18 protein-coding genes and 1 riboswitch are annotated in these 20,833 nt (G+C 50.9%); of the genes, 9 read left to right on the top strand and 9 right to left on the bottom strand.

The features are described 5' to 3' along the window. Nucleotides 1-232: 232 nt before the first annotated feature. Entirely contained in the window at nucleotides 233-580 is a 348-nt protein-coding gene (locus tag HC248_RS17645) for a hypothetical protein (protein WP_238342750.1), read from the bottom strand. Between HC248_RS17645 and rpoD the strand changes: the two genes are divergently transcribed. After that, nucleotides 573-2,741 (top strand): RNA polymerase sigma factor RpoD, encoded by a 2,169-nt coding sequence (gene rpoD / locus HC248_RS06730; RefSeq protein ID WP_238342749.1) that lies wholly within the window; start codon nucleotides 573-575, stop codon nucleotides 2,739-2,741. The genes HC248_RS17645 and rpoD overlap by 8 nt on opposite strands. 198 nt (nucleotides 2,742-2,939) lie before the next feature. On the opposite strand, the gene HC248_RS06725 is transcribed toward rpoD, so the two are convergent. The 4 genes from HC248_RS06725 to HC248_RS06710 form a co-directional block, all read right to left on the bottom strand. Beyond that, entirely contained in the window at nucleotides 2,940-4,046 is a 1,107-nt protein-coding gene (locus tag HC248_RS06725; RefSeq protein ID WP_168921831.1) for an aldose epimerase family protein, read from the bottom strand. Between the two features lie 107 nt (nucleotides 4,047-4,153). Beyond that, a complete protein-coding gene (gene garL / locus HC248_RS06720; RefSeq protein WP_168921830.1) occupies nucleotides 4,154-4,945 on the bottom strand; it encodes a 2-dehydro-3-deoxyglucarate aldolase in 792 nt (263 codons plus the stop codon). Nucleotides 4,946-4,997: 52 nt separating this feature from the next. Then, nucleotides 4,998-6,599, bottom strand: a complete 1,602-nt coding sequence (garD, locus tag HC248_RS06715; RefSeq protein WP_168921829.1) for a galactarate dehydratase — start codon at nucleotides 6,597-6,599, stop codon at nucleotides 4,998-5,000. Nucleotides 6,600-6,773: 174 nt separating this feature from the next. Then, nucleotides 6,774-7,577, bottom strand: coding sequence for an NAD-dependent epimerase/dehydratase family protein (locus tag HC248_RS06710; protein WP_168921828.1), 804 nt, complete (start codon nucleotides 7,575-7,577; stop codon nucleotides 6,774-6,776). A 199-nt stretch (nucleotides 7,578-7,776) separates the two neighbouring features. Between HC248_RS06710 and HC248_RS06705 the strand changes: the two genes are divergently transcribed. From HC248_RS06705 to HC248_RS06680, 6 genes are all read left to right on the top strand, one after another. After that, a complete protein-coding gene (locus tag HC248_RS06705) occupies nucleotides 7,777-8,541 on the top strand; it encodes a FadR/GntR family transcriptional regulator (RefSeq protein WP_168923718.1) in 765 nt (254 codons plus the stop codon). Between the two features lie 349 nt (nucleotides 8,542-8,890). Continuing rightward, nucleotides 8,891-9,259 (top strand): winged helix-turn-helix transcriptional regulator, encoded by a 369-nt coding sequence (locus HC248_RS06700; RefSeq protein ID WP_168921827.1) that lies wholly within the window; start codon nucleotides 8,891-8,893, stop codon nucleotides 9,257-9,259. 156 nt (nucleotides 9,260-9,415) lie between these two features. Next, on the top strand, nucleotides 9,416-10,009 hold the full coding sequence (grpE, locus tag HC248_RS06695; RefSeq protein ID WP_168921826.1) for a nucleotide exchange factor GrpE: 594 nt from the start codon (nucleotides 9,416-9,418) through the stop codon (nucleotides 10,007-10,009). A 178-nt stretch (nucleotides 10,010-10,187) separates the two neighbouring features. Beyond that, the gene (gene dnaK / locus HC248_RS06690; RefSeq protein WP_168921825.1) at nucleotides 10,188-12,119 is read left to right on the top strand and encodes a molecular chaperone DnaK; all 1,932 of its coding nucleotides are present in this window, start codon (nucleotides 10,188-10,190) and stop codon (nucleotides 12,117-12,119) included. A 173-nt stretch (nucleotides 12,120-12,292) separates the two neighbouring features. Continuing rightward, a complete protein-coding gene (dnaJ, locus tag HC248_RS06685; RefSeq protein ID WP_168921824.1) occupies nucleotides 12,293-13,453 on the top strand; it encodes a molecular chaperone DnaJ in 1,161 nt (386 codons plus the stop codon). A 248-nt stretch (nucleotides 13,454-13,701) separates the two neighbouring features. Beyond that, the gene (locus tag HC248_RS06680) at nucleotides 13,702-15,273 is read left to right on the top strand and encodes an FAD-binding domain-containing protein (protein ID WP_168921823.1); all 1,572 of its coding nucleotides are present in this window, start codon (nucleotides 13,702-13,704) and stop codon (nucleotides 15,271-15,273) included. 17 nt (nucleotides 15,274-15,290) lie between these two features. Here HC248_RS06680 and HC248_RS06675 read toward each other — a convergent pair whose 3' ends face one another. Continuing rightward, nucleotides 15,291-15,506, bottom strand: coding sequence for an HP1242/YdcH family protein (locus HC248_RS06675; protein ID WP_168921822.1), 216 nt, complete (start codon nucleotides 15,504-15,506; stop codon nucleotides 15,291-15,293). Between the two features lie 202 nt (nucleotides 15,507-15,708). After that, nucleotides 15,709-15,884: riboswitch (yybP-ykoY riboswitch) on the top strand. A 3-nt stretch (nucleotides 15,885-15,887) separates the two neighbouring features. Here HC248_RS06675 and HC248_RS06670 point away from each other — a divergent pair. Next, nucleotides 15,888-16,466, top strand: coding sequence for a TMEM165/GDT1 family protein (locus tag HC248_RS06670; RefSeq protein ID WP_168921821.1), 579 nt, complete (start codon nucleotides 15,888-15,890; stop codon nucleotides 16,464-16,466). An 85-nt stretch (nucleotides 16,467-16,551) separates the two neighbouring features. Here the strand turns inward: HC248_RS06670 and HC248_RS06665 are convergent, their stop codons facing one another. After that, nucleotides 16,552-17,775 (bottom strand): TRAP transporter large permease, encoded by a 1,224-nt coding sequence (locus tag HC248_RS06665; protein WP_202882455.1) that lies wholly within the window; start codon nucleotides 17,773-17,775, stop codon nucleotides 16,552-16,554. Nucleotides 17,776-17,852: 77 nt separating this feature from the next. On the opposite strand from HC248_RS06665, the gene HC248_RS06660 reads away from it, so the two are divergent. After that, the gene (locus tag HC248_RS06660) at nucleotides 17,853-18,833 is read left to right on the top strand and encodes an IS30 family transposase (protein ID WP_168921224.1); all 981 of its coding nucleotides are present in this window, start codon (nucleotides 17,853-17,855) and stop codon (nucleotides 18,831-18,833) included. 70 nt (nucleotides 18,834-18,903) lie between these two features. Here HC248_RS06660 and HC248_RS06655 read toward each other — a convergent pair whose 3' ends face one another. Then, nucleotides 18,904-19,647, bottom strand: coding sequence for an amino acid ABC transporter ATP-binding protein (locus HC248_RS06655; RefSeq protein WP_168921819.1), 744 nt, complete (start codon nucleotides 19,645-19,647; stop codon nucleotides 18,904-18,906). 75 nt (nucleotides 19,648-19,722) lie between these two features. Continuing rightward, nucleotides 19,723-20,826 carry an amino acid ABC transporter permease gene (locus tag HC248_RS06650; protein ID WP_168921818.1) on the bottom strand — a complete coding sequence of 368 codons (1,104 nt, stop codon included), beginning with the start codon at nucleotides 20,824-20,826 and terminating at the stop codon, nucleotides 19,723-19,725. Nucleotides 20,827-20,833 lie beyond the last annotated feature (7 nt).

Here is a 20,833-nt window from a genome sequence, read left to right as displayed (position 1 = left end):
AATTCACAGCAAGCGCGACAGCAACACCTCCGACCCGACCTTCCGCACACTCGGAAACCTCTGCAAAAGAGACGGTCAATACTCGCAAGGATTGCACACCAAATGTTCGTCCCAAAACTTGCTGAATAACTTGTCAAAGCTGCACGCGCCCATAAATGCCTCTTATTAAGAAGTATGGTCGTCTGCCGAATCTGAGCCTCAATGTGTTTTATTGCCGTCTACTGATCCGAACTCAGCAGCCATCAATGATGTCTTGTGTGTAAACAGTTTTTTTGTCATAGGGGAAGAAAGTCATGCCGTCGAAAACCAGCAGCAAACCAAGCGCAGAAAAAACCTCAGCTGCAAAGCTGAAAAGTTTGGAAAAAGTAACCACGGTGGCTTTAAAAACGCCACCTAAAGCCGCTGCAAAATCGACCACCAATCTGACGATCAAACCAATGTCTAAAGCGCCGGAAAAAATCCCGCTAAAACCTGCCACCACACCAGCGTCAAGCCCAAAAGCAACACCCGTTAAAGCATCAGCCCGGCAAAAACCAGCTGTTCCTGATCTGCCCCCGAAGAAAGTATCTCTAGTGCCCACCAATTCCAGTCCCGAAGCCAAGTTAGTTGCCGCCGTCCTTGACACACCCGCAAAGAAAAAACCCGGTCGTCCACCAAAAAATCCTGCTGCAGCGCTAGACGGTGCCGCACCAGCTAAACGCGGCCGCAAAGCGAAAGGCAAAGACGGTGATGATGGCGACGTGGATATGTCCGACATAGAAACCGAATTTGAAGAAGAGGCGACGACAGAGACCACCAGCGCGACCACGACGGAAAAGGTCAAGCCTCTGCGCATGAAAATCAGCAAGGCCAAAGAACGCGCCTTGATGAAAGAGTTCGGCTTAGACGAGACTGTTTTGTCCGAAGACGACATACTGCAACGCCGTATGCGCCTGAAAACCCTGATCAAGCTGGGCAAAACCCGCGGCTATCTCACACACGGCGAGATCTCCGACCACCTTCCCGACAAATTAGTCGACGCAGAAACGCTAGAAGTCGTGGTCAACATGCTCAACGACATGGGCGTTGCGGTCTACGAACAAGCGCCTGATGCAGAAGCTTTGCTGATCAACAACACCGGCTCTACCGTCGCTACTGAAGAAGAAGCCGAAGAAGAAGCCGAAGCCGCACTCTCAACCGTTGACAGCGAGTTCGGCCGCACCACCGATCCAGTGCGCATGTATATGCGTGAAATGGGTACGGTTGAATTGCTTACCCGCGAAGGTGAGATCGAAATCGCCAAGCGCATCGAAGGCGGCTTGATGCGCATGATGGAAGCAATTTCTGAAAGCCCCGCCACCATTGCAGAAATTTTGCGTTTAGGCGAAGAAATCCGCGAAGGTAAGGTTGTCATCTCGACCATCGTCGATGGCTTTTCCAATCCCAATGAGGCTGACGATTACGTGGCCGAAGAAGACTTCGACGAATTCGACGAAGAAGACGATGACGACGGCAAGGGCGGCTCAAAAGCACTGACAAAGAAGCTAGAAGAGCTCAAGAAAGAAGCGCTCACCCGTATTGACCTGATCTCAGGAATGTTCGACAAAGTCCACAAGACTTATGACAAAGAAGGCTACGGCACACCGACTTACCTGAAGACGCAAAAAGCGCTGAGCGATGAGTTGATGACGATTCGCTTTACCGCCAAAACAATTGAAAAACTGTGCGACTTGCTGCGCGGTCAAGTCTTGGATGTACGGAAAAAAGAGCGCGAGCTGCGCCGCATCATTGTCGACAAATGCGGCATGCCGCAAGAAACCTTTGCCAAAGATTTCCCACCCAACTTGCTCAACCTTAAATGGGTTGAAAAACAAGTCGCCTCAGGCAAGCCTTGGTCTAACGTCATGTCGCGCAACATCCCGCCGATTCAAGAGTTGCAGCAAAGACTGACTGACTTGCAGTCACGCGTGGTCGTGCCACTGTCCCACCTGAAGGACATCAACAAGCGCATGAACGAAGGCGAGACCAACTCACGTGATGCGAAAAAAGAGATGATCGAAGCGAATTTGCGCTTGGTGATTTCGATTGCTAAAAAATACACCAACCGCGGCTTGCAGTTTCTTGACCTGATTCAAGAAGGCAATATCGGGTTGATGAAAGCAGTCGATAAATTCGAATATCGCCGTGGCTACAAATTCTCGACCTATGCAACTTGGTGGATTCGTCAGGCGATCACGCGTTCCATCGCGGACCAGGCACGCACCATTCGTATTCCAGTGCACATGATTGAAACCATCAACAAGATGAATCGTCTGTCACGCCAGCATTTGCAGGAGTTCGGTTTTGAGCCAGACGCCAGCATATTGGCCGAGAAAATGGAAATCCCGGAAGACAAAATTCGTAAAATCATGAAGATTGCCAAAGAGCCAATCTCCATGGAAACGCCGATTGGCGATGACGACGATTCGCACTTAGGCGACTTCATCGAAGACGGCGCCAACACCGCTCCACTCGAAGCGGCGATGCAAGCCGGTCTGCGCGATGTGGTTAAAGACATACTCGACTCACTCACACCGCGCGAAGCCAAAGTACTGCGCATGCGCTTTGGTATTGAGATGTCTACCGACCACACTTTAGAAGAAGTCGGCAAGCAATTCGACGTCACGCGTGAGCGAATTCGCCAGATAGAAGCAAAGGCGCTGCGTAAACTTAAGCACCCAAGCCGTAGCGACAAACTGCGCAGCTTTATAGACACGCTGTAAAACCAGCAAAGGGTAATGACATCAAGCGCCAGTCCTGCAAGGGGCTGGCGCTTTTTTCTTGTCTTGTATTGTTTTATCTTGTTTTTGCTAGCTATTGGCCGGTTGATACAAACGGTGTTGCGCTAGTCATTCATTGCAACTTTGTTGCTTTGAAAATGCCTGAATACTAGTCACAGCACTCGGTCATTGCAAACAGATTTAAGCCGCCAGCAAACCGAAACGGTAAACCGTTCGGCCAGTCCGCGGCTGTCCCGGATGCAGCGCAGCAGAGGGGAACTGCGGCAAGTTTGGCGCGTTTGGATAGCCTTGCGGCTCTAGACAAAAACCATGTTGTTGCCGATAGATCTGACCGCTTTTACCAGGGCCGCCAACCAGCGCTTCTTGTGGCTTTAGGCCGGTATAAAACTGCAGCGTAGGCTCAGTACTCCAAGCTTCCATGACTATGCCGCTGCGGGTTGAACTGACTCGCGCACAAAGCACTGGCTGCTCGCTGCTCACGTAGTCGGCACGTTTTATTAAAAAGCAATCGTCAAAACCGTCTAACGGTTTGCCGTCCCCCACCACAGTGTTGAGTATTGTCGGCCTGCGCAAATCGTGGGCAGAGCCAAAAACACTGAGAATTTCACCGCTGGGAATTAAGTCTGGCTGCATCGCAAAATAGTGATCGGCGGGAATTTCAACCTGATGCGCCAGCACACTGCCAGCGCCCTCACCGTCGAGATTAAAGTAGCCATGCGTAGTCAAATTAGCCACGGTGATCTGATCGAGTGCTTCGGCTTGATAGTCCAGCATCAGCTCATTAGAATCGCTCAGCGTATAGGTTAGCGACACCGTCATCGCCCCCGGAAAACCTTCCTCACCATCTGCAAAGGTATAGCGCATAGTGACGCTGGCTGCATCTAACTGCTGCGCCTCAAAGACACGAAAACGCGAACCCCGCAAGCCGCCGTGCAAACAATGTGGGCCGTTGTTAACGCTGAGCTGATGAACTTGACCTTCAAGCGTGAAACGCGCGTTTTCAATGCGCCCAGCGTAACGCCCAACAAAAGCGCCCATAGACGGCGCGCCAGCTTCAAGCGCTTCTAGACTGTCATAACCTAGAGCCACATCTAGCCATTTACCATTCCGGTCAGGCAACAAAATTTGTATGATTTTTGCGCCGTAGTTACAGATGCAAACTTGAACACCTGTGGCATTGCGCAGCGTGTAAAGGGCAACTGGCTTTGCGTTTCTGACCGCCGTAAAGCGTTCAGGGTTGAGTGAGAGTTTGTGCGGCAAATTAGACGCGACTAGCGGATGAATCATCGGCACACCTTAACAGAAGCTTTTGGATTTCAGGGGCGACAAAAAGGTATTCAAAATATGATGTTAAAGAACTCGACGCCCGGATTAGAAATATTTTCTACTCATCTTTAGTCACGGTAGCTGTCGCACAAAGCCTGCGTGCTGGCACGAAAGCAACCCAGATCACTGCCAACGCCTACAAAAGTCGCACCCATCTCCAGATAACGCCGTGCTTGCGCTGGCACTGGCGCCAAAATTCCAGCCGGCTTGCCGCAAGCTTTGGCAGCAGCAAAGATTGCAGCTATTGCCTGCTGCACCTCGGGATGAGAGGGATTATTTAAGTGGCCAAGGCCAGCGGCCAGATCTGACGGGCCAACAAAAATGCAGTCCACGCCATCAACCGCGGCAATTTCATGGACCGCAGCTACGCCGGCAATGCTTTCGATCTGCACGATCACACAGATGTGCTCGTTGACGCTTTTAAAGTAATCGGCCACCGTGCCGTAGCGATTACCGCGCTGCGACACCGACACCCCGCGAACGCCCTCTGGTGGATAGCGCGTGACGCTGACGGCGCGAGCTGCTTGCTGGGCGCTTTCGACAAACGGAATCAAGAAGTTATAAAACCCAGAATCGAGCAGGCGTTTGATTTCATGTTCGTTGTTGCTAGTGGGCCGCACAATCGGTGCGGAGCTGCTGTCTTTGAGCGCCATCAATTGCGGGATAAAAGTGCTGACGTCATTCGGTGAATGCTCACCATCTAGCAGTATCCAGTCAAAGCCAGCCAGCCCCAGTATCTCGGCAGTTATGGCGTTGGACAGTGATGACCAGCAACCTATAAGTTTTTTACCCGCTAACAAATCGCGTTTAAAGCTGTTGGGAAATGGCTGGTAGGGTTGATGCGTTAGGGCTTGCGTCATGTTGTTGAGTCTCCGATATGTTTTTGGTAGTGCCTTGACACGGCCCTAATAGTTAGGTGATGGGCGCAGGGTTAAACAATACTAATGCGTTGTGCAGCTTCCAATGCTCAGCCCAAGTTTTTTTGCGGCCGCTAGCGACTTCCAGCATCAAGTGGAACAGCTCCCAACCGACATCGGAAATACTCGCGTCCCCATCGGCAATCGTGCCGGCATTTACATCCATCAAGTCATGCCAGCGCCTGGCTAAATCAGTGCGCGTAGCGACTTTAATCACGGGCACAGCCGCCAAACCATAAGGCGTGCCACGACCCGTGGTGAACACATGCAAATTCATGCCCGCGGCCAATTGCAACGTACCGCAAATAAAGTCACTCGCTGGCGTCGCGGCGTAAGTCAGGCCTTTTTGTTTTAGCTTCTCACCCGGTGCGAGCACGCCGGTAATCGGCGCGCTGCCCGACTTGACGATGGAGCCCATGGCTTTTTCAACAATGTTCGATAGTCCACCCAATTTGTTGCCAGGCGTGGTGTTGGCGCTGCGGTCGACCTGGCCTTTAGCCAGATAGGTGTCATACCAAGCCATTTCGCGAATCATGGCCTGAGCCACTGCTGGCGTGCTGGCGCGGGCGGTGAGTAAATCTATGCCATCGCGCACTTCGGTGGTCTCAGAAAACATCACCGAGGCACCGGCGCGTACCAGTAAATCAGTGGCGAAACCAACGGCTGGATTGGCCGTTACACCAGAAAACGCATCGCTGCCGCCGCACTGCACACCGACCACCAACTCGCTGGCCGGCACGCTTTCGCGGCGACGCGCATTTAGGCGCTCAAGGTGATGCGTTGCCGCTTGCATGATGGAATCAATCATTGACATAAACCCAACATGATTCTCCGACTGCAATCGAATCACATCCAGCGCTAGCTCGGCATTGCTGCTGACATCGGCGATATTGCGCTCATCAATAATTTGTATGCTGCCGGGCGGCATTAGTCGCTCGGGTTGCAGTTTCTCGCAGCCTAGGCTGACCAGCATGACTTCACCGCCGAAATTCGGATTTAATGAAATATTGCGCAGCGTGCGTATTGGGATGATGGCGTCTGGCGCATCTATCGCCACGCCGCAGCCGTAGCTGTGCTCCAAGCCGACAACGTCATCAACATACGGAAAACGCGGCAGTAATTCAGTCTTGATACGCTGTACCGCAAAATCAACCACACCGGCCACGCACTGCACGGTGGTGGTGATGGCCAGAATATTGCGCGTGCCAACCGAGCCATCTGGATTGCGGTAACCATCAAAGCAATAGCCTTCAAGCGCGGGTAAAGGCAGGGGTTTGATGGTTGCCATGGGCAGACCTACAAGACTACGCGCAACCGGCATGTCGAGCAACTTTTCATGCACCCAACTGCCCGCGGCAATCGCAGACTTTGCAAAGCCAATCGCCACGTTGTAACGAATCACCGCAGCACCCTGTGCTAAATCTATCAGCGCGACTTTGTGACCTTGCGCAATACGCTCACGCAGTGCTAAACCACTGGCCAATACAGTGCCTGCCGGTAGTCCACCGTTGTTAGCCACGATAGCGACGTTGTCGCCCGCGTGCATGCTGATGGTTAGCGGCGCTTGTCTATGGTCTGTGGTTTTTTCTGCGCTCATTCGGTTCCATCAAAAAAATATCAACAACTGGGCGATACGGCCTTTCGGGCAAGCCATTAACACCGGTTTGTGCAGTAAAACCGCGTCGTTTAGCTCTGCATAAAAACCTGCGGCCGGCTGGGCTGGCAGTAATTGGATTTCGTGCCTGACTCAATGTTTGCACGTCAAGCAACATCAAAACGGCCCAGCTTTAACGAAACCACCACCTTGGTAGACCGTTGCCGGGTCGCTTGCATCCGGCATCTGGGTTTTGGCATAGACGGCATCGCGAAAAATATCCGAGCTGTCTAATGGCACATAACCAATATGACGGGCTTTGGCGTTGTCCCACCAAGTCACGGCGTTGTGAGACATGCCGAAGACAATGCTGTGGCCCAGTACGGGGGTGGTCAAACAAGCGGTGATTAAGCGGTGCAAGTCATCAAAGCTCAACCAAGTCGCCAGCATGCGCCGGTCTAGCGGTTCAGCGAACGAGGAACCTATGCGCACGCAAGCGGTTTCTATGCCGTAGCGGTCAAAGTAAAGCCGCGACAAGTTCTCGCCAAAAGCTTTGCTCAGCGCATAAAAACCGTCCGGCCTAGGCGCATGATCGGCCGTAATCGTCTGGTCTTGGCGGTAAAAGCCGGTCACATGGTTGGAGCTGGCAAATATCACGCGATTCACACCATGCTTGCGCGCGGCCTCATAGAGATTGACTACGCCCAAAATATTGGCTTGCATGATGGGCGCAAATGGGCCTTCTACAGACACGCCGCCCATATGAATAATGGCGTCCACCCCGGCGACTATGCTGTCGACTGCAGCAGCATCGGCCAAGTCAGCCAACATGATTTCCTCATCTGCCTCGGCCGCACCAAAGGCTACGCGGTCCGACAAACGCAGCAGACTGCAGTTGGCTTTGAGGCGGGTGCGTAAAACCATGCCTAGGCCGCCAGCGGCGCCAGTCAGCAGCAGTTTTTTATGAAGCTTGATAGGCATAAGGATTTTTCTGATTCAGCGCGAGTAAAGGCTAGACTTTTGTTTGTTCTTTGCTAAAGTCAATGAAACTTGTGTCAAGTCATAAGTTGTCTGATGACTATTAATTCTCCAATTCACTCAACAACTTGTCAACGAGTATTTGATGCCGCCAAGGAAAACACCTAGTACCAACCCAAACAGTGACCAAGCCCTGTCGTCCATGGACTTGCTTGCCCCACTGCCAGAGCTGCGCCCACGCAGACCGCGCGGTCTAGTCAACGAGGTTGTCGAGAGCTTGGGCGCGAATATTCGTGAGGGTTATTTAAAACCTGGCACCAAGCTACCCACTGAGTCCGCCATCATGGCCCGCTTCGACGTCAGCCGCACTGTCGTACGCGAAGCACTCTCAAAGCTACAGGCCTCAAGCTTGGTCGAGACCCGGCACGGCATAGGCACTTTTGTGCTGGAGCAGCATGACGCTGACGACTTTAAAATTACACCAGAGGACTTTGCCACCGTCGCCGACGTGATACAGATGTTAGAGCTGCGTATTAGTTTAGAAACCGAAGCGGCGGGACTGGCTGCGCAACGCCGCACAGACGAGAACTTGCAAGCCATGGCGGCTGCGCTCAAAGCCTTTCAAGAGTCCATAGAAGCCAATTCAGATGCCGTACAACCCGACTTTCAGTTTCAAGTAGAAGTAGCACGCTCGACTGGTAACCGGCACTTCACAGACTTAATGGCGTATTTGGGCACCATGATCATTCCACGTACTCGCGTCAACATCATCGCTCACACCAAAGAAGACAGAATCAGCTATTTGCGCCGAGTCAACCTCGAGCACGAATGCATTTACAACGCCATTTGCATGCAAGACCCGGATGCGGCACGCGCAGCGATGCGCACCCACTTATCAAACGGCAGAGAAAGACTGCGCCAGGGGCAAAACAGTCATACCCAAGAATCCCTAACCGGCGTCAGTTAATAGACAGATAGGCAGACAGGCAGATACACAGCCGCAAGCCATATCCAAAACAATGCCGCTCATGGCGATGCGACTTAAACCAAGCACTCCTTAAGCCTAAACACAAGGCGTTGAGGCGAGCTTAGAGCAAGGCGTCTTAAGGGTAACAAGCCGATAGTCCAAGTTGGAAATCGGTTCTAAATTTTGCACCAGACTAAAAATCTTTATAGACCGTGACCCGCTAGCTATGGATCGGTAGCTATGAAACTCGTAGCAGAGCAGATTTTTGTATGCGTTTTTGCGTTATATTGGGTGACAAGCAGAGGCTAGGGACCAACTGCAAGCCAACCCTAGTATGAGGAGACTGACAATGAGTGCAAAAGAAAACGCAGCCGTGGGCCAACTGCTAGCGCTACTGGAGTCACGCTACGCTTTACGTGTACTCTGGGCACTCAAAGATGGTCATCCCCAGACCTTTCGCCTACTGCAAGACAGCATTGGCAACATCACGCCCAACACCCTGAATACCCGCATCAAAGAGCTGCGCACTGCCGGTCTGCTGACCCACAGCGGCGAGGGCTATACCGTGACAGTACTAGGCGCAGACTTACTCAAACGCATGAACGATTTGCAAGCCTTTGCCGGCAAATGGGTGCTAAGCCAAGCCAGACGCGTGGTTAAAAAAACCATGCCCACACCGCCACTCCCAACAACAGAACAAAAACCGCAAATAAGCTAGAACTATCAGTGCGGCAATCAGTGCGGCACTCAGCAAAAGCGAGCGACATTACAATCATTGGAATTTAGCCGCCAGAAAAACCAATTCCCGGCACTTGAAAAGGGTTTTAACAACCCCAGCTAATTTATCTACTGATTTACTTTTTTTCTGCGAAGCATGCAAGACAACACACCACTCGACAACAAACAATCCCAAAACGGTTCTAACAACGCTGACGGCGCTACTTTAAGTGGCACTGCCAGTCCAGAAGAACTCGAAGCAGCGCAAGCGGCTAACGAGTTTGACGAGTCAACCTCGGCGTTAGCTGAACTTGCAACACTCAAGGCTAAAAACGCCGAACTTGCCGACAGCTATCTGCGCGCCAAAGCCGACTCAGAGAACGCCCGTCGCCGCGCCGATGAAGAAATCAGCAAAGCGCGCAAGTTTGCACTTGAGAGCTTTGCTGAGAGTTTGCTGCCGGTCGCCGACAGTCTAGAAGCCAGTCTAGGCATTAAAGACGCGTCGCCTGAGCAAATTCGCGAAGGTGCACAAGCCACGCTAAACCAGCTCAAAAGTGCGCTTGAGCGCAACAAAGTGGTTGAGATCAATCCAACAGCCAGCAACAGGTTTGATCCCCACCAGCATCAAGCCATTTCCATGGTGCCGTCCGAGCAAGAAGCCAATACGGTTGTGAGCGTGCTGCAAAAAGGCTACTTAATTGCCGACCGCGTGTTGCGCCCCGCACTGGTGACGGTAGCTGCACCTAAATAAATTCGGATTGATACCTAAAACGACTACCTAAGTGGCTTAAATCCTTGGGTCAGTACTTGAAGTTGCCAAATCAAACCACAGTTAGTTAAAGCAAGAAAACAAGCTTTAACGCCGGTTGAGTCGATACAAGACCGCCGGCTTCCAAAATTCAAATCAACAAATTAAGCAGGAGTTCATCATGGGTAGAATTATTGGCATCGATTTAGGCACAACCAACAGCTGCGTCTCCGTGATGGAGGGCAACACGCCCCGCGTCATTGAAAACTCAGAAGGCGCCCGCACAACACCTTCCATCGTGGCATACCAAGAAGACGGCGAAGTATTGGTCGGCGCATCGGCCAAGCGCCAAGCCGTTACTAATCCACGCAACACTTTGTATGCTGTCAAGCGCTTGATTGGCCGTAAATTCAGCGAAAAAGAAGTTCAAAAAGACATCGACTTGATGCCTTACAAAATCGTCGGCGCCGACAACGGTGACGCATGGGTTGAAGTTCGCGGCAAAAAAATGTCGGCTCAGCAAGTGAGCGCCGACATTCTGCGCAAAATGAAAAAAACCGCCGAAGACTATCTCGGTGAGCCAGTCACAGAAGCCGTGATCACTGTCCCCGCTTACTTCAATGACGCGCAGCGCCAAGCCACCAAAGACGCTGGCCGCATCGCGGGTCTGGACGTCAAACGCATCATCAATGAGCCAACCGCTGCAGCGCTGGCTTTTGGTCTGGACAAACAAGATAAGGGCGACCGCAAGATCGCCGTTTATGACTTGGGCGGCGGCACGTTTGACGTCTCGATTATTGAAATCGCCGATGTCGATGGTGAAAAACAATTCGAAGTGCTGTCCACCAACGGTGACACATTCTTAGGCGGCGAAGATTTCGACCAGCGCATCATTGACTTCATCATTGCTGAATTCAAGAAAGAGCAAGGCGTTGATTTAGGTAAAGACGTGTTGGCTCTGCAACGCCTCAAAGAAGCCGCAGAAAAAGCCAAGATCGAACTCTCGAACAGCGCACAAACCGACATCAACCTGCCTTACATCACAGCCGATGCTTCCGGTCCAAAACACCTGAGCCTGAAGATGACGCGCGCCAAGCTTGAGTCGCTGGTTGATGAGTTAATCGAGCGCACGATTGCACCGTGCCGCGTCGCTATGAAAGATGCGGGTCTCAATGTCAGCGACATTCAAGACGTGATCTTGGTCGGCGGTATGACGCGCATGCCAAAGGTGCAGGAAAAAGTTAAAGAGTTCTTTGGCCGCGAGCCACGCAAAGACATCAACCCTGACGAAGCGGTTGCAGTTGGTGCTGCAATTCAAGGTCAAGTTTTGTCCGGCGATCGCACTGACGTGCTGCTGCTTGACGTCACCCCACTGTCACTTGGTATTGAAACCATGGGCGGTGTGATGACAAAAATGATCAAAAAGAACACGACCATTCCAACCAAGTTTGCACAAACTTTCTCGACTGCCGAAGACAATCAGCCAGCAGTGACGATCAAAGTTTTCCAAGGCGAGCGTGAGATCGCATCGGGCAACAAAGCCTTGGGCGAATTCAACCTCGAAGGCATCCCACCATCGTCACGCGGCACACCGCAAATCGAAGTCTCATTTGACATCGACGCAAACGGCATCTTGCACGTAGGCGCTAAAGACAAGGGCACGGGCAAAGAAAACAAGATCACGATTAAAGCCAACTCTGGTTTGTCAGAAGCCGAAATTCAGCAAATGGTTAAAGATGCTGAAATGAACGCAGAAGACGACAAGAAAAAAGTCGAATTCGTGCAAGCCAAAAATAATGCTGAAGCCATGGTTCACAGCGTGAAGAAATCATTGGGCGAGTACGGTGACAAGCTTGACGCTGGCGAGAAAGAAAAAATCGAAACCGCGATCAAAGACATGGAAGAAGCGCTCAAAGGCGAAGACAAAGAAGCCATTGATTCTAAGAACGCTGCATTGATGGAAGCGAGCCAGAAGCTAGGCGAGAAAATGTATGCCGACATGCAAGCGTCGAAAGAGTCAGGCGCAGCGGGCGAAGCAGCGCAAGACTCAAAAGCTAAACCGGCTGACGACAATGTGATTGATGCAGAAGTTAAAGAAGCCAAAAAAGCTTAACTTTTTAAAGTACCAAGTCCGGCTGTTATAAAGCCGGGCACAACGCCGCGCTGAAGTCATTTCCTAGGAAATACTTCTCGCGGCTTTTGGCCTATCAGGCGGCAGACTCTTATCAAACTAAGCTCTCAACCGCAAAAAACGAAATTAAAGTAACGATTAAAGCCATCACGTCCATGCCAAAAAAAGATTATTACGAGACGCTTGGTGTTGCCAAAAACGCCAGTGACGAAGACATCAAGAAAGCCTATCGCAAATTAGCGATGAAGCATCACCCAGACCGCAACCAAGGCGGCAATAGCAAGGGTGCAGAAGAAAAATTCAAGGAAGGCAAAGAAGCCTACGAGATGCTTTCCGACGGTCAAAAACGTGCGGCTTATGACCAGTATGGCCATGCCGGCGTGGACCCGAATATGCGCGGCGGCGGCGGCGGTCCAGGTGCAGAAGGCTTTGGCGGTTTTGCCGAAGCTTTCGGCGACATCTTCGGTGATGTATTTAACGGTCAGCGCGGCGGACCTCAGCGTGGCGGCGGCGGCGCTGGACGCCAGGTTTACCGTGGCGGCGATTTGAGCTACGCGATGGAAGTCACGCTAGAAGAAGCAGCCCACGGCAAAGACGCACAAATCCGAATTCCAAGCTGGGACAATTGCGGCATATGCCAAGGCGCGGGCGCAAAGCCAGGCACCAAAGTAGTCAGTTGCACAACCTGTCACGGTCACGGCGTGGTGCAGATGCGCCAAGGCTTTTTCAGCGTCCAGCAAACCTGCCCGCAGTGCAAAGGAACTGGCAAGCTGATTCCTGAACCATGCGTGTCCTGCCACGGCGTAGGCAAGACCAAAACCAATAAAACTCTGGAAGTAAAAATTCCAGCCGGTATTGATGATGGCATGCGAATTCGCTCAACCGGTAACGGCGAGCCAGGCACCAACGGCGGTCCACCGGGCGATCTTTATATAGAAATTCGCGTCAAAAAGCACGACATCTATGAACGTGACGGTGATGACCTGCACTGCTCCGTGCCGATTAGTTTCACCACTGCAGCATTGGGCGGCGAGATCGAAGTCCCCACTCTAGCGGGCAAAGCCGCCATAGACATACCCGAAGGCACGCAAGCGGGCAAACAGTTCCGCCTACGCGGCAAAGGTATCAAGGGTGTGCGCTCAAGCTACCCAGGCGACCTGTACTGCCATGTCAGTGTCGAGACACCCGTCAAACTCACAGAGCATCAGCGCAAGCTACTTAAAGAGTTTGATGAGTCGCTTAAAAAAGGTGGCGCCAAGCATTCACCCGGCGAAGAAGGTTGGACGGACAAACTGAAGAATTTCTTCAGTGCTTAAAACTTAGTTATGCCGGTTAATCGGTTGACACTCTTAACCGATTAACCGACGAATAAATTGAGGCGTTATTAAAGCCTCTAGTAAGCGATCGTTTTAGTTTTCCACACGGACAAACTAAAACGATCGCTAATTTTTTTTGCTTAATCAAAGGTTTATTAAACCTCGCCAAAACATCAAAGTCCCATGCTCACTGGGGGACAAAACCGGCGCCAAAACGCAGCCAGCGAGTCATCGCTAAAGTACTAAATATGTCTTTGCCCTCTGCCCTAGTTTGGTTTAAACGCGATCTGCGAGTCCACGATCACGCACCATTGGCAGCGGCACAATCGTTTGCAGCAGCACTTGGCCTTTTTGTCATTGAACCTGAATGGCTAGACAGCCCAGACTGCGACGCGAGTCATGTGGACTTTGCCTTAGCCTGTCTAACAGAGCTAAGGCAAGACCTAGACAAGCGCGGGTTACCACTGCTGGTGCGCGTTGGAAATGCTGAAAAAATACTGACAGAATTGCGCGCTAAATATCACTTCACGCATCTGCTTAGTCATGAAGAAACTGGCTCTGGCTGGTCTTACCAACGTGATTTAGCAGTTGGCTCTTGGTGTAGAAAAGAGCAGATTGTGTGGCAAGAATTTACCCAAACTGGGGTGATACGCGCCCTAGCCTCGCGCAATGGCTGGGCCCAAAATTGGCAAGCGCGCATGTCCACGCCATTAGCAGTACTCAGCCAACGCTTCGCCGGTCAAACAGATGTAGCGTTAGGCGATATTCCAGACTTGGCAACATTAGGTCTGCCCCAGCACAACAAAACACTGCAGGCGGCGGGCGAGCGCGCAGCACGCCAATGTCTGCGAAGCTTTTTGCAAGGCCGTGGGCGCAACTACCGCAAAGCCATCTCTAGCCCACTCAGCGCGCAAGATGGTTGCAGTCGATTAAGTCCACATCTAGCCTTTGGCACACTGTCTATGCGCACGCTGCATCAGGCGATAGACGCTTGTATTAACAAAACCGATGACAGAGAACTGGCCTTCGCACTGAGTAGCTTTGCGGGCCGGCTACGTTGGCACTGTCACTTCATGCAAAAACTCGAAAGCGAACCGGCCATAGAGTTTGCAAATTTCTCGCGCGCCTGCGATGGCCTCAGACCCGGCGATATCAAGGGCGGCGCAACGCCTTTTAGTGTGCAAGACGAAATCAATTTTCAAGCTTGGTGTACGGGACATACAGGCTACCCCATGGTGGATGCCTGCATGCGCTCATTAGTCGCCACAGGTTGGCTAAACTTTCGTATGCGCGCCATGTTGGTGAGCTTTGCATCGTGTCACTTGTGGTTGCACTGGCGCAGAACGGGCGAGTTTTTAGCGCGGCAGTTTTTGGACTTCGAGCCCGGCATTCACTGGAGCCAGATGCAGATGCAAAGTGGCACAACTGGCATCAACACCTTGCGCATTTACTCACCAGCCAAGCAAGCGCAAGACCAAGATCCAGAAGGTATTTTTATTCGCCAATGGGTACCAGAGCTAGCCCGTGTTCCTCTGCCGTATTTAGCCAAACCTTGGACTATGGAGACGGCGGTGCAGCAGATGTCGAACTGCATCATTGGCATTGACTACCCGGCGCCCATCGTGGATGAAAAACTAGCGGTTAAGCACGCTAAAGACAAGCTTTACACGCTACGCGAAAGCCCAGAAGCCAAGCAACAAGCAGGGTTGGTACAAAACAAACATGGATCGCGTAAAAGTGGTTTGCCGCCAAGTAGAAAACCGAGTGTGCGAGCAAAAAAAATCACCGTGCAAATTATGCAGGGTGATCTTTTTGCTTAATACAAATCGAGCTTGATTTAAGCACCCGCTTTTTTGAGAATGACCAAGATTTGGTCTTTTAACAGCAGCTTTTCTTTTTTAAGATTTTCCACTTCGACGTGTGTGGCGGGAACCAATGCCGCATCAAGATTAATCAGCTTTTTATCGAGATCATTGTGCTCATCAAACAGCCGACTAAAGTGTTGGTCACTGGACTTGAGTTGAGAAATTAATTCCCGGTGTTCTGCAAACATATTGACTCCTAGTATGGTGATTAATTACCGACCCAGTCTAAATAGGCAGTAAGAAAAAGATAGAACGATTAAATATCTTAGCGTGGCGAAGCACACATAAAAGTAGGCCACGACGCCGCATAACCGTTCTTTTTTGACGCCAATACACAGTATTGCGCGCACCGGAAAATCGGATAAAACAGTGGTTTACTAAGTTATGATGTGCACACTCATTGGGGAGTAGCCGCTTTTCGCAAGAATTGGCTCACGTCAACATACTTGACCACACACTGGTCATGGCGTGAGCGGTAACACCGCTTGGCAAGACCTTTGATCACTGTGCTTCCGCATTGGCTGGGGACGCACGTGGTCAATCGTTTTAAACCGGCCTCGGAATTTCTCATGGAAGCGCTTTTAGTCTCGACCGGTGTCGTCGCACTCGCGGAAATCGGCGATAAAACTCAGCTCTTAGCATTCATTCTTGCGGCAAGATTTAAAAAGCCTTGGCCTATCATCGCCGGCATACTTTGCGCCACCGTCATCAACCATGGGTTAGCGGGAGCACTAGGTGCATGGATCACTGCCAACATCAGTGCCGGGAGCTTGCGCTGGATTTTGGGTGCATCCTTTATTGGCATGGCAATATGGACATTGATACCCGACAAGATAGATGACGAAGACACCAAAATCGCTAAAAAACTAGGCGTTTTTGGCGCCACATTTGTGACATTTTTTCTTGCTGAAATGGGTGACAAAACCCAAATCGCAACGATTGCTTTAGCCGCCCATTACGCCAGTCCGATATGGGTGGTACTGGGCACAACAATGGGCATACTAATTGCCGATGTGCCTGCGGTTTTTATTGGTCGCAAGATGGCAAATAAAATTCCCATGAAGTTAATCCATTCAATAGCCGCTGCTATCTTTGCTTTGCTGGGTGTTGCAACACTCTTAGGTGCAGGTGCAAGACTGGGGTTTTAAAAATCGCGCAACTTACCGTAAGGTTAAAAAAAAGCAATCTGGCGTATGCCTCCAGAATGCTTAGTCAATTTACCAAATGGTATTTTTAACCCATGACCTTGTTAGGCAACCAAGTCGCAAGTTCTGGAAAAATGCACAAAATCAATATCGCTAAAACCATGCAAAGCATAAAGGGAAACGCCCCTTTTAAAATAGTTTGCAGTTTCACATCTGGCGTAATACCGTTAATCACAAACAGGTTTAAACCTACTGGCGGGGTAATTAATCCCAGTTCCATATTGATAGTCAAAATGACACCGAACCAGATCGGATCAAATCCAGCAGCCAAAATGACCGGCATCAAAATCGGCGTTGTCATCAAAATAATTGCAGCCGGTGGTAAAAAACAACCCGCAGCTAACAGCATCAAATTGATAGCGCCGAGTACCACCCATTTATTCGCATTCATTTCGCCAATCGCCTCGGCTACCGATTGCGTCACCTGCAATGACGACATCATGTAGCCAAACAAAATGGACGCGCCAATAATCATGAGTAGCATGCCGGACTCACGTAAACCATCACGCAAAATAAGCCAGAGATCGCGTGGCCGCCACACACGATAAATCACAGCGACCATGAGCAAACATAGCATGGCGCCTACGCCTGCCGCTTCAGAAGGCGTGGCAATACCGCCATAAAGGGCATATACAACACCCACGATGACGGCAATAAATGGCAGCAGGCGAGGCAACAGCTCTACTTTTTCTTTGAGGGAATAAATGCGGTCCTTATCAATTAAAACCGTGCCGCGTTTCCAACTCAAAAACAAAGCCCAAGCCATGAATAAACCGGTCAACAGCAAGCCAGGAATAATGCCTGCAATGAATAAGCGACCGATTGATGTCTCGGAGGCAATGCCGTACAAAATCATGGTCACGCTGGGTGGAATCAAAATCCCCAGCGTTCCGCCCGCCGCGATCGCACCGGTTGCCAAGTCAGCGTCATAGCCGCGCTTACGCATCTCAGGAATACCCATTTTTCCAATCGCCGCGCAAGTCGCTGGCGAAGAACCTGTGAGTGCCGAGAACAATGCGCAGGCGCCGATATTAGAAATCACCAATGAGCCCGGAACCTTGTGCAGCAAACGCGCCAAGGCTTCGTACAAGTCACTTCCAGCACGCGATGAAGCCACAGCAGCACCCATGATGACAAACATGGGAAGCGACACCAGCGTGAAGTCGTTCAGGCCAGAAAAGATTGTTTCTGGCAAAAAATGAACGCTTTGCCAACCGTCAAATACAACCGCGGATTCAAGTCTGAAGTGCAACTTTGAAATTAACCGTACGGGTGGGTGAGATGTGAGAGCATCCAAGCTTCCCGACTACCAAGTCAAAGTTGCCCAGAATGATTTACACACACCTCACCCGTGACGAACGTTACCAGATTGCAATCCTCGTCAAAGCAAACTTCAATCAAAGTGAAATTGCAAAAATGATGGACCGTGATAAATCGAGCATCAGCCGTGAGTTGCGTCGTAACCGCGGTCTACGAGGCTATCGCCCTAAGCAGGCAAATGACAAAGCCCAAGAACGTAGACTTGCCTGCGCCAATAGTCCTAGAGTTGCTGACTCGACATGGGCTGTAGTGGAGGAAAAGTTGGCTGAGGCTTGGAGCCCCGAGCAAATCAGCGGCCACCTCGAAGCTAGCCACCAACCCGGTGTTAGCTATGAGAGCATTTACCAGTACATCTACGCTGACAAACGCGCGGGCGGCACCTTGCATAAAACACTGCGTTGCCAGAAGACGCGAAAAAAACGCAGCAGTGGCCGTGAACGGCGCGGCACCATCTCTCGCCAGGTCTCAATAGAACTGCGACCCGACATCGTGCTTGAGCGTGCGCGCTTTGGCGACTGGGAGGCTGATCTGGTGATTGGTGCCGGGCAGAAGCAAGCACTAGTGACGATTAATGAGCGTGTCTCTCGCTATTCAATAATTTTCCACGTGCCATTCAAAACAGCGCAAGCCGTAGGGGACGCGTTAATCACTTTACTCAAACCGTTCGCTCATTGCGTGCACACTCTCACGACTGATAACGGCAAGGAATTTGCCCAGCATGAACGAATAGCTTCTGCGCTGAGTGCAGATTTCTTTTTCGCCCATCCATACGCCTCGTGGGAGCGTGGGGCGAACGAGAATATGAACGGTTTGATTCGCCAGTTTTTCCCAAAGGGGATGCGCTTTAATTGCATCACCGACGATGACATTGCTTTAGCGATGCACAGGCTCAATCATCGTCCTAGAAAATGTTTAGGGTATCGAACGCCGCATCAGGTTTTTATGGAACAGTTAGAGTCCTATCAGCATACGGTTGCACTTCAAGCTTGAATCCGCCTGTCAATTCGACGAATAAATCTCAAAAAACCACTATCAACCGCAACCAACAATCCAAGCACCATCAGTGACCCAGTATCTTGGAGAGAAAGTCTTTACTTCTGTCGGTACGCGGATTGTTAAAAAATTCTTCAGGATTATTTTCTTCGACGATTTGCCCTTGATCCATAAAAATCACACGATTGGCCACAGCTTTAGCAAAACCCATTTCGTGGGTCACGCACAACATGGTCATGCCGCCATCGGCTAACTCCATGATGACATCTAACACTTCCTTAATCATCTCTGGATCTAACGCTGAGGTCGGCTCATCAAACAGCATAATTTTGGGCGTTAGACAAAGCGCACGCGCAATCGCTACGCGCTGCTGCTGACCACCGGATAACTGCAGCGGATATTTATTTGCTTGTTCAGCAATTTGTACGCGCTCTAACTGATGCATGGCTTTTTCAATCGCTTCTTTTTTAGGCATACCCGCAACCCATGTCGGCGACAGTGTGAGGTTTTCAAGCACTGAGAGATGCGGGAAAAGATTGAACTGCTGAAACACCATGCCGACTTGACGGCGCACCGCATCAACCGCTTTAAGGTCGTCGCCTAAGAGCTGATCGACGACTGTCAACTTTCCCTCTTGGTATTCTTCAAGCGCGTTAATGCAGCGGATCAGGGTAGATTTCCCAGATCCCGATGGACCACAAATAACCAGTCTCTCGCCCTGCGCGACCTGCAAATTAATGTCACGCAGCACATGAAAATCGTTGCCATACCATTTGTTAACTTTTTCAAAGTTGATGATGGGTTCGCTCATTTTTATTCCTTGAAACTTTTGAAATGCTTTTACTCAATGGATGATGTTTAATAATTTATTGATCAACTGGCATCATTAACTGGCCTTACCAACGGCAAGGCGCTTTTCTATCCACAAGCTGTAGCGCGACATTGAAAAGCAGCAGATAAAGTAAATCGCCGCGATGAACAAATAAGCCTCGACCTTAAACGGTCGCCAATTAGGGTCTGATCCCACCGCCAAACTCAAGGCGCCAGTCAACTCATACAAGGACACTATGGTCACCAAAGAGGTGTCCTTAAACAGTGAAATAAAGTTGTTCATAATGCTAGGCACCACCGCACCCATAGCCTGCGGCAACACAATCTTGATTTGTGTCTGCCAGTAACCCAATCCCAAACTGGCGGCAGCTTCCAACTGACCCTTGGGCAAAGACTGCAGGCCACCGCGAATAATCTCAGCCATGTACGCGGCAGCAAACAAGGTAATGCCGACGATGACGCGTATCAACACATCGGGCGACTTACCAATCGGCATGAACAGCGGAAACATAAACGAAGCCATGAACAGCACTGAGATCAGTGGCACGCCGCGCACCAACTCGACATAGATCACGCACAGGCTTTTAATCGCCGGCATGTTAGAGCGCCGGCCCAGCGCCACTGCAACTGCCAGCGGAAAAGCAGCCGTCATAGAAATCACGGTGAGCATGATGGTCAAAGGCAAACCACCCCATTGGTCGGTATCGACCTTAGACAGTCCCAACACGCCGCCACTCATTAGTATGAAAAATGCTGCCAATACGGCAACCCAAAGCAACACCAACCAAGGCTTCCAGAAAAACTGCATGCAACTCGCCACTACTAAACTGAGCATTAACAGCGTAGCCAACACGGCCCGCCAATGTTCATCTTGCGGGTAGCGACCCATCACAATAAGCCGGCCTTTTTCATGAATCACGCCCCAACAAGCGCCCAGTCCGCGTGCGGCTTGGCAACTGTCGGGGTCAGCGGCAAACACCGCATTAAAGACACCCCAACCCAAGGCATTAGAGATGACGTAGACCAACATAGCCATAAGCAATGTTGAGAGCAAGGCGTTAGGAGCGCTTGCGAACAAGTTAGCTTTAAGCCAAGGCATAAGGCCTTGGGTACGGATTGGCGCAATACGCGCAGGCTTGACAACATAAATTTCAGTCATGATTGGC

The organism is Polaromonas vacuolata (assembly GCF_012584515.1).
GTDB lineage: Bacteria > Pseudomonadota > Gammaproteobacteria > Burkholderiales > Burkholderiaceae_C > Polaromonas > Polaromonas vacuolata.
The sequence above is the reverse complement of the archived record's forward strand: the minus strand, read 5'-3'. Positions and strand labels throughout refer to the sequence as shown.

Bases quoted from the DNA above. Each gene is read 5' to 3' on its own strand.
- HC248_RS06725 (WP_168921831.1), bottom strand. From the start codon at position 4,046: ATGATTCATCCGCTAGTCGCGTCTAATTTGCCGCACAAACTCTCACTC.
- garL (WP_168921830.1), bottom strand. From the start codon at position 4,945: ATGACGCAAGCCCTAACGCATCAACCCTACCAGCCATTTCCCAACAGC.
- garD (WP_168921829.1), bottom strand. From the start codon at position 6,599: ATGAGCGCAGAAAAAACCACAGACCATAGACAAGCGCCGCTAACCATC.
- HC248_RS06710 (WP_168921828.1), bottom strand. From the start codon at position 7,577: ATGCCTATCAAGCTTCATAAAAAACTGCTGCTGACTGGCGCCGCTGGC.
- HC248_RS06705 (WP_168923718.1), top strand. From the start codon at position 7,777: ATGGACTTGCTTGCCCCACTGCCAGAGCTGCGCCCACGCAGACCGCGC.
- HC248_RS06700 (WP_168921827.1), top strand. From the start codon at position 8,891: ATGAGTGCAAAAGAAAACGCAGCCGTGGGCCAACTGCTAGCGCTACTG.
- grpE (WP_168921826.1), top strand. From the start codon at position 9,416: ATGCAAGACAACACACCACTCGACAACAAACAATCCCAAAACGGTTCT.
- dnaK (WP_168921825.1), top strand. From the start codon at position 10,188: ATGGGTAGAATTATTGGCATCGATTTAGGCACAACCAACAGCTGCGTC.
- dnaJ (WP_168921824.1), top strand. From the start codon at position 12,293: ATGCCAAAAAAAGATTATTACGAGACGCTTGGTGTTGCCAAAAACGCC.
- HC248_RS06680 (WP_168921823.1), top strand. From the start codon at position 13,702: ATGTCTTTGCCCTCTGCCCTAGTTTGGTTTAAACGCGATCTGCGAGTC.
- HC248_RS06675 (WP_168921822.1), bottom strand. From the start codon at position 15,506: ATGTTTGCAGAACACCGGGAATTAATTTCTCAACTCAAGTCCAGTGAC.
- HC248_RS06670 (WP_168921821.1), top strand. From the start codon at position 15,888: ATGGAAGCGCTTTTAGTCTCGACCGGTGTCGTCGCACTCGCGGAAATC.
- HC248_RS06660 (WP_168921224.1), top strand. From the start codon at position 17,853: ATGATTTACACACACCTCACCCGTGACGAACGTTACCAGATTGCAATC.
- HC248_RS06655 (WP_168921819.1), bottom strand. From the start codon at position 19,647: ATGAGCGAACCCATCATCAACTTTGAAAAAGTTAACAAATGGTATGGC.
- HC248_RS06650 (WP_168921818.1), bottom strand. From the start codon at position 20,826: ATGACTGAAATTTATGTTGTCAAGCCTGCGCGTATTGCGCCAATCCGT.